The organism is Kitasatospora sp. NPDC087314, assembly GCF_044744365.1.
Taxonomy (GTDB): domain Bacteria; phylum Actinomycetota; class Actinomycetes; order Streptomycetales; family Streptomycetaceae; genus Kitasatospora.
This window is the reverse complement of the sequence record NZ_JBIUYE010000032.1, coordinates 25,754-33,918: the sequence shown is the minus strand read 5'-3', so window position 1 is coordinate 33,918 and position 8,165 is coordinate 25,754. Positions and strand designations below refer to the sequence as shown.

The 8,165-nt window shown below is 74.8% G+C and carries 8 protein-coding genes; 1 reads left to right on the top strand and 7 read right to left on the bottom strand.

Annotated features, from left to right (window positions below; all coding sequences use genetic code 11):
* Positions 1-227: 227 nt before the first annotated feature.
* The 5 genes from ACIO5E_RS39220 to ACIO5E_RS39200 all read right to left on the bottom strand — a co-directional run bounded on the left by ACIO5E_RS39220 (position 228) and on the right by ACIO5E_RS39200 (position 5,034).
* On the bottom strand, positions 228-1,064 hold the full coding sequence (locus ACIO5E_RS39220; protein WP_400677403.1) for a ketose-bisphosphate aldolase: 837 nt from the start codon (positions 1,062-1,064) through the stop codon (positions 228-230).
* Complete coding sequence (locus tag ACIO5E_RS39215) at positions 1,061-1,996, bottom strand: 1-phosphofructokinase family hexose kinase (protein WP_400677401.1); 936 nt, start codon at positions 1,994-1,996, stop codon at positions 1,061-1,063. The genes ACIO5E_RS39220 and ACIO5E_RS39215 overlap by 4 nt, the downstream gene beginning before the upstream one ends.
* Complete coding sequence (locus ACIO5E_RS39210) at positions 1,993-2,910, bottom strand: ROK family protein (RefSeq protein WP_400677399.1); 918 nt, start codon at positions 2,908-2,910, stop codon at positions 1,993-1,995. The genes ACIO5E_RS39215 and ACIO5E_RS39210 overlap by 4 nt, the downstream gene beginning before the upstream one ends.
* A gap of 40 nt (positions 2,911-2,950) precedes the next feature.
* Positions 2,951-3,823, bottom strand: a complete 873-nt coding sequence (locus ACIO5E_RS39205; protein WP_400677397.1) for an SIS domain-containing protein — start codon at positions 3,821-3,823, stop codon at positions 2,951-2,953.
* Positions 3,824-4,110: 287 nt separating this feature from the next.
* Positions 4,111-5,034, bottom strand: coding sequence for an SDR family oxidoreductase (locus ACIO5E_RS39200; protein ID WP_400677395.1), 924 nt, complete (start codon positions 5,032-5,034; stop codon positions 4,111-4,113).
* An 86-nt stretch (positions 5,035-5,120) separates the two neighbouring features.
* Here ACIO5E_RS39200 and ACIO5E_RS39195 point away from each other — a divergent pair, with 86 nt between their 5' ends.
* Positions 5,121-5,687: a TetR/AcrR family transcriptional regulator gene (locus tag ACIO5E_RS39195; RefSeq protein ID WP_400677392.1), complete on the top strand. Its 567-nt coding sequence runs from the start codon at positions 5,121-5,123 to the stop codon at positions 5,685-5,687.
* A 128-nt stretch (positions 5,688-5,815) separates the two neighbouring features.
* On the opposite strand, the gene ACIO5E_RS39190 is transcribed toward ACIO5E_RS39195, so the two are convergent.
* Together ACIO5E_RS39190 and ACIO5E_RS39185 are read right to left on the bottom strand one after the other, a co-directional pair.
* Positions 5,816-7,129: a glycosyltransferase gene (locus tag ACIO5E_RS39190; RefSeq protein ID WP_400677390.1), complete on the bottom strand. Its 1,314-nt coding sequence runs from the start codon at positions 7,127-7,129 to the stop codon at positions 5,816-5,818.
* Between the two features lie 72 nt (positions 7,130-7,201).
* Positions 7,202-8,122, bottom strand: coding sequence for a TIGR03619 family F420-dependent LLM class oxidoreductase (locus tag ACIO5E_RS39185; protein WP_400677386.1), 921 nt, complete (start codon positions 8,120-8,122; stop codon positions 7,202-7,204).
* Positions 8,123-8,165: the final 43 nt, after the last annotated feature.

Sequence of the window (8,165 nt, the reverse complement as noted above, 5' to 3'; positions counted from 1 at the left end):
CAAGCACGCCGACCTCGTCGTCCTCGACTCCGCGAGCCACGACCTGGTCGCCGTCATGCGCCGCGGCCGGTGGGTCCTCGGCGGCGAGCGCTTCGACGTGGTTCCGGCGCGGTGAAGCCGACCTGAGCGACGCGGCGGGCTCTCCGGCGGGAACACCGGTGCCCTACGCGTCAGGACGCGTAGGGCACCGGGCCGCTGACGGCCGGACCGCGGCTCCAACAGCCGGACTAGGCGGCGGCCAGGGTCCGCAGCAGCCGTGACACCTCCTGCGCCACGGCCTGACGGCCGTCGCCCAGGTAGGCGCGGGTGTCGACCAGGGCGGTGTCGGCGGCCAGGCGGCGGCGGACCGCCTCGGTGAAGGCCTTGTTGAGGTGGGTGGCGATGTTGATCTTCGTCATGCCGTGGGCGACCGCCGCCGCCAGCGCGTCGTCCGCCGCCCCCGAGGAGCCGTGCAGCACCAGCGGTACCGGTATGGCGGCCCGCAGGGCGGCGATCAGTTCGAGGTCCAGGACCGCCGTGCGGGTGAGCATGGCGTGCGAGGTGCCGACGGCCACCGCCAGCGCGTCGACGCCGGTGCGCGCGGTGAACTCGGCGCCCTCCCCCGGGTCGGTCCGGGCGCCGGGGGCGTGGACGCCGTCCTTCCCGCCGACCTCGCCGAGTTCGGCCTCCACCCAGACGCCCGCGGCGTGGCACAACTCGACCACCTCGGCCGTGGCCCGCACGTTCTGCTCGTACGGCAGCACCGACGCGTCGAACATCACCGAGCCGAAGCCCAGCCCGACCGCCTCCGCCACCAGCGACCGCTCGGTCGCGTGGTCGAGGTGGACGGCCACCGGCACGGCCGCGGCCCGGGCCACCGCCAGCGTCGCGGTGCCGATGGGCGCCAGGCCGCCGTGGTAGCGCACGGCGTTCTCGCTGATCTGGAGGATGACCGGGGCCCCGACGGCCTCGGCCCCGGCGACGATGGCCTCGGCGTGTTCCAGCTGGATGACGTTGAACGCTCCGACGCCGGATCCGCTCCGACGCGCGGGCGCGATGATCTCTCCGGTTCCGGCCAGGGTCACGGTTCTCCTTGAGGGTGTGCCGGGCCGACTTCCTCGACCCGGACGAGGCTGAGCATGCGGTGGTAGGCGTCGGCGTCGTAGCGCCCGGCCAGCGGGGCCAGGACGGTGGCGGCGGACAGCGCCACGGCGTGCCGCAGCCGGTCGGGCCAGGGCGCGCCGGTGTGCAGGCCGAGCGCGAGGGCGGCGACCGCCGAATCGCCCGCACCCGTCGGATTGCCGCGCAGTGCGTCCGGCGGGCGGGCCCGCCAGGTGCCCTCGGCCGTGCAGGCGAGCAGACCGTCCGGCCCCAGTGAGGCGACCACCGCGCCGGCGCCGGCCGCCCGGAGCAGTTCCGCGCCCTCGGCCGGGTCCCCGGTACCGGTGACCTCGGCGAGTTCGTGGGCGTTGGGCTTGACCACGGCCGGGCCCGCGGGCAGCGCCCGCAGCAGCGCCGGACCGTCCGCGTCCAGGACGGCCGGGACGCCGTGGCAGCGGGCCCGCTCGATCAGGATCCGGTAGGCGTCCGCGGGCGGCCCGGGCGGCACGCTCCCGGAGAGCACGACGACCGACGCACCGGGCAGCAGCCGCTCGTAGTGGGCCAGGAAGCGCCGCCACTCCTGCGGCGACACCTCGGGCCCGGGCTCCAGGAAGACGGTGGTGTCCTGGTCGTCCGCGACGGCCACGGTCCGGCGGGTCTCCCCCGCCACCTCGACCAGTTCGTCGGGCAGGGCGGCCTCGGCGACATCGGCCCGGACCGCCTGACCGGCCGGCCCCCCGGCCAGGCCCGTGACGATCGCGGTGTGGCCGAGCGCGGCGAGCACGCGCGCGACGTTGACGCCCTTCCCGCCGGCCTGCTGACGGACGCTCGGTACCCGGTGGCTGGCGTGCAGCCGGACCCCGGGCAGCCGGTAGGTGATGTCCAGGGCCGCGTTGAGCGTGACGGTGAGGATCACGCCCCACCGCCGTCCAGGAGGTCCTGCGCGAGCAGCGCCGCCCCCAGGCTGCCCGCCCGGTGGCCCAGTTCGGCGGTCACCAGCAGCGGAGCCGGACGGAAGGTGAGACGCTCGGCGAGCGCGGTCCGCAGCGGCGGCAGGAACGCTTCACCGGCCTCCGCCAGACCGCCGCCGATGACCAGGCGCCCCGGATCGAGCAGCGCGGTCAGGGCGGCCAGGCCGTCGGCCAGCGCCTCGACCGCCTCGGTCCAGATCCGCCCGGCCAATCGCTCGCCCGCCTCGGCCCGGGCCCGGACGTCCTTGGCGCTCACGGCGGGACCGCCGGAGGCCAGCGCGTAGCGGCGGGCGATCGCCGAGGCGGAGGCGAGCGTCTCCAGGCAGCCCCGGTTGCCGCAGGCGCACCGGTCGCCGCCGGGGCGGACCACCAGGTGGCCGAGCTCCCCCGCGAACCCCCGGTCGCCGGCGAACGGCCGGCCGCCGAGCATCAGCGCGGCGGCGATGCCCGTCCCGACCGGGACGAAGACGAAGTCGGCGCAGCCGCGCCCGGCCCCGAGGCGGGCCTCCGCGACACCGCCGGCCCGGACGTCGTGCCCGAAGGCCACCGGGAGGTCCAGGTGCTCGGCGACCCAGCGCCGCACGGGCAGCTCGCGCCAGCCGAGGTTGGCGGCGAGGACGGCGGTGCCGCTCGCCTCGTCCACCAACCCCGGCACCACGACCCCGGCGGCGGCCGGCTTCGCCCCGCGGCGAACGGCCCGGGCCACCAGCTCGTCCGCGCACCGCAGCACCGTGTCCAGGACGGCGTCCGGCCCGCGCTCGGCCCGGGTGTGCCACTGCTCGGTCTCGACGGGCTCGCCGTTCTCGACCACCGCGCCCTTGATGTGCGTGCCGCCGACGTCCAGGGCGACGACGCTCACGGCGCAGTCTCCGCCCTGCCGTACGCGGTCCGCAGGCGGGTCATGCCTGGTCCAGCACGATGGAGCGGGTGAGGTTGCGCGGGTGGTCGGGGTCCAGGCCCTGCCGGACGGCGAGGCCGACCGCCAGGCGCTGCGCGCGGATCAGGTCGGCCAGCGGGTCGAGCGCCGACACACTGACCCGGGCACCGGTCGCCTCGACCTGCCGGACCAGGCCCGTCGGCGGTTCGCCGAGGAACCACACCACGCTCCCGGGGCTGCTGACGCTGATCGGTCCGTGCCGGAACTCCATGGCCGGGTAGGACTCGGTCCACGAGGACGAGGCCTCCCGGACCTTGAGCGCGGCCTCGTGGGCCACGCCGCAGGTCCATCCCGTCCCCAGGAAGGTGAACTGCTGGGCGTCGAGCGCCCCTTCGGGCAGCGGCGCGGCCAGTGCCCGTCGCGCCTGCTCCGGCAGGTCCGCCGGCGCGGCGCCCAGGTGGGCGCGGAGCAGCACGAGGGCGGTGGTGGCGAACCTGGTCTGCACGACCGACTTCTCGTCCGCGAACTCCAGCGCCACCACGTGGCGCGCAGCCCCGCTGATCGGGGTCTCCGGGGCGGCGGTGATCGCCACCGTCTCGGTGTCCCCGGTCCGGGCCAGCGCGTCCAGCACCTCGGTGGTGGTGCCGGAGCGGGTCAGGGCGACGACCCGGTCGTACCGCCGGGCGGCCGGGAACTCGGACGCCGCGAACGCGTCCGTCTCCCCCAGCCCGAGCGACTCGCGCAGCACCGCGTAGGCCTGCGCGATGTACAGCGAGGTGCCGCACCCGATGACCGCCACCCGTTCACCGGGCTCGGGCAGGTGCCCCGGAGCCAGATCAAGGGCGCGCTGCCAGCACTCGGGCTGGCTGGCGATCTCTTCGTCGACGTGAGCCATGACGTCCTCCTGCGTAGGACTGCAAGATGGTGCGTGAAGATGCTTGATTTATAGTGCAAATCTTCATCTATGCGCAATAACGAGCAGGAGTGTTCATCTTTGAACAGCCATCCCCACCGCCACCACAGGTCACCGCCCGACCTCCCTCGGACAGCCCGAAGCCATCGCACAACTCCCCTCAACGAGCTTGGGTGCTCAGGGAGTTGTGCGATGGCTGTCACGCCCGTCCGGGGGCCGACCTCGGGACCGAACGTCGCGACGTCGACGTCGGCGGCCTCCGCGACCGGTCAGGCGGCGGTGGCGGGGGCGCGGAAGTAGTGGCCCCGGTCGAGGTCTTCGAGGAGGCCGGGGCGGGTCGGGTGCCAGTCCAGCAGTTCGCGGGTCAGGGCGCTCGACGTCGGCAGGTCCAGGGCGAGGATGGCGCCCAGCCAGGCGAAGTGCTCGGCCGCGGCCTCGGGGGCCACGGAGGCCACCGGTACGTCGAGGTGGCGGCCGACCACCTCGGCGACGTCGCGGATCGGGACCCCCTCCTCCGCGACGCCGTGCAGGACCGATCCGGCGGGAGCCTTGTCGACCGCCAAGGCGAACAGCCGTGCGGCGTCGAGGCGGTGGACGGCCGGCCAGCGGTTGGCGCCGTCGCCGATGTAGCCGGAGACGCCCTGGGCCCGGGCGATGGCGACCAGGGTCGCCATGAACCCGTTGTCCCCCTCGCCGTAGCAGGTCGGCGGCAGCCGGACGACGGATGAGCGCACACCGCGCGCCGCGAGCGCGAGCGTCACCTCCGCGGTGGCCGCCCGGAGCGAGAGCGGTGAGTCGTCGACCGCGGGCATGTCCCGCTCGGTCACCGACTGCCCCGGCTTGAAGCCGGCCAGCCCGGAGGCGAGGACGAACGGGCGGTCGCTGCCGGCCAGCACGTCGCCGAAGGTGTCGACGGCGAGGCGATCGGCCTCGACGGCGCCCCGGAAGTCGCCGGTGAAGGCGATGTCGTGCTTGAACGCGAGATGGATCACCCCGTCCGACCCCGCGGCCGCGTCCCGCAGGACGTCGAGGTCGTCGAGGGTGCCGCGGACGACCTCGGCCCCGCCCGCGGCGAGGGCGGCGGCGGAGGCTTCGGAGCGGGCGAGCCCGGTCACCCGGTGCCCCGCGGCGATGAGCTCGGGAACGACGGCGGATCCGATCCAGCCGGACGCGCCGGTCACGAAGATGCGCATGGGAAGAGCCCCTCACTGGTGATGTCAGTTGCTGTCATCGACGGTAGCACCCGATGTCAGTCACTGTCATCACGTAGGATCTGTCCATGGGTAGATGGGAGCCGAACGCGCGCGGACGCCTGGCGGAAGCGGCCTTGGAGCTCTACAGCGAGCGGGGCTACGAGCAGACCACCGTGGCGGAGATCGCCAAACGGGCCGGCCTCACCGAGCGAACCTTCTTCCGGCACTACGCCGACAAGCGCGAGGTGCTGTTCGACGGCGCCAACGCGCTGCAGGAGCTGTTCGTGAACGCGGTCGCCGAGGCTCAGGAGTCGGCGGCGCCGATCGACGCGACGGCGGCGGGCCTGCAGGCGGTCACCGACCTCTTCGTCGGCCGCCGCGAGTACTCCCGGAGACGGCAGGCCGTCATCCAGGCGAACGCGGAACTCCGGGAACGGGAGCTGATCAAGCTCGCCTCGATGTCGACGGCGCTGGCCGGCGCCCTGCGCGGGCGCGGGGTCGCGGAACCGGTCGCGAGCCTGACCGCCGAGGCGGGCATCGCCGTGTTCAAGGTCGGCTTCGAGCTCTGGATCGCGCCGGCCGAGGAGCGCGAGCTGTCGCAGGTGATGCGGGAATCGCTGGACGCGCTCAAGTCCGCGACCGCGGGCGGTTAGGGCTTGTCCGACGATTCGCGTCGCATCAGCGCGCGGCGGGAATTGTCAGACAAGCCCTGGGGCCCGTCCGGCCGATCCTGCCGGGCAGGATCGGCCGGACGGGCCCCGGTTCCGTTCCGGTGCGGTGGTCAGCCGATTTCGTCGACCAGGTCGGCGATCGCGGCCGGCGCCCGGTGGCGGGCGAGTTCGGCGCACAGGGCCAGGGCGCGGCGGCGGTAGGAGGGGCGGCCGAGGACTTCGTCCACCGCTGCCGCCAGGTCCTCCGTGCTGGGGCGGCCGGTGCGGAGGTTGATGCCCGTACCGCTCCACGCCACCCGGGCGGCGACCTCCGGCTTGTCCTCGCTCTCGGCGGCGATCACCAGCGGCACGCCGTGCCCGAGCGCGGTGTGCACGCCACCGTAGCCGCCGTTGCTGACCAGCACGTCCGCGTGCGGCAGCAGTGCGTCGAACGGGACGTACCCGGCCGCTCGGGCGTTGGCCGGCAGCTGTGGGAGTTCGGCGGCCAGCAGCTGCTCGCCGTCGTGGCGGGCGGTGGCCGCGATCACCAGCAGGTCCTCCCGCCCGGCCAGGGCGCGCAGGGTCGGGACCACCAGCGCGGTCAGGTCCCCGTTGGCGACGGTCCCCTGGGTCACCACGACGACCTTGCGGCCCTGCGCCCCGGCCTGCTCCAACTCCGGCCACCAGGACGGGAGTCGGTCGCCCTTCGAGGCGGGTATCGGCAGGGCGCCGATGAAGCGGACGTTGGCGGGCAGGTCGCTGCGCGGGTACTCGAAGCCGGGGACGGTGAGTTGCAGGAAGTGGTCGGCGGCCTCGGTGAGCACCCTGGGCCGCTCTCCGGCGGGCAGCTCCACCCCGGCGGCGGCGAAGCACTGGCGCACGTACTCGGTCACCGGGCGGCCCCGCTCCGCGAACTGCCCGGCGAGTGCGGCGTACTGGGCGCGCTCGGTCTCGTCCACCGGGGGCGGCAGGCCCGGGCCGAACGGGGCGGTGTCCCGGCTCCCGACCATCACCGGGAAGGTGCCGATCGCCACCACCGCGGGCCGGTCGCCCGGCTTCCGGCCCAGCGCCAGGGCCGCCCCGCCCAGGAACAGGCTGTCATGGATCGCCACGGTCGCCGGGAAGGACACCAACAGCTCGTGGAGAGCGGCGAGTTGGACCGGAGCCGGGTCGCCGAAGATGTGCATGGCGTCCCAGCCGAGCCGGGCCGGACCGGCCGGTACCAGCTCCCGCTCCGGGAAGCTCGCCGCGAAGTCGCGGTCGTCGAAGTCGGCCGCTGCCGGCAGCGCCTGGAAGCGGCAGCCCTCCGCCGCGACCTGGGCGGCGAACCGCGCCCCGCCGAGGAACACCACCTCGTGTCCCAGGCCGGACAGGTGGCCGGCGATCCGCAGCAGCGGGCCGGTGTGCCCGGCCACGGGCGTGGCGGCAACGATGATCTTGGACATGGGGAGAGTTCCTCTTCCGGGCTGGTGGTCTTCGGTGGGGGTTCTCGCCGGCGACGGAGGCCGGAGAGACGGCTACAGCTCGCGCAGCAGGTCGTGCAGGGCGCCCGCGAGCGCCAGGTACTCGTCGGCGTCGCGCGCGGCGAAGTGGAGGTCGATCAGCGGCTCGGCACCCAGCGCGTCGACCGCCGTGGCCAGGTAGTCGGCGATCTGACGGACCGTTCCGCGGCGCGGGACGAGCTCCTCGGGGGCCGGCTCGGCGGTGATCACGGGGTTCACCCGGAGCACCAGGCGCAGCGCGTCCGGGTCACGCCCGGCGTCGGTGGCGTGCTGTCGGACGGCGCGCCACATCTGCGCCAGGGCCGGTACCGGCAGGCCCACGGCCAGCCAGCCGTCGGCGCGCCGACCGACTCGGGCGAGGGTGGCCTGGTTGAAGCCGCCCAGCAGCAGCGGAGGACGGGGGCGCTGCACGGGCTTGGACCGGATGACCGCGGGCGGGACGGTCCACCGGGCCCCGGTGTGGCGGATCACCTCGTCCGCCGCCCACACCCGTTCCAGGACGTCCAGGGTCTCCTCCAGCCGGTCGCCCAGGCCCTGCCAGGCGACGCCGACGGCCTGGTACTCGTCCTTGGACCAGCCCAGCCCCAGCCCGACGTCCAGGCGTCCGGCGCTGACCAGGTCGAGGGAGGTCAGGGTGCGGGCGAGCAGCACGGGCGGGTGCCAGAGGGCGTTCAGGGTGCTGGTGCCCAGCCGCGCGCGGCGGGTCGCACCGGCCGCCACCGTCAGCACGATCAGCGGGTCCAGGAAGGCCTCGTACTCGGGCGGGACCGTCCCGTCACCGCCCGGGTAGCGGCTCTGCGGGGCGGTCGCGACCAGGAGCCGGTCACCGACCCAGAGGCCGTCGTAGCCGATTTCCTCGGCGGCGGTCGCGACCCGGGCGGACAGGGCGGGGTTGGCGAAGCGGCCGTACTGCGGAAGGGAGAGTCCGATGCGCATGGTGGGTGTGTGCCTTGCCTGGTGGGCGACGGGAGGGGCGACG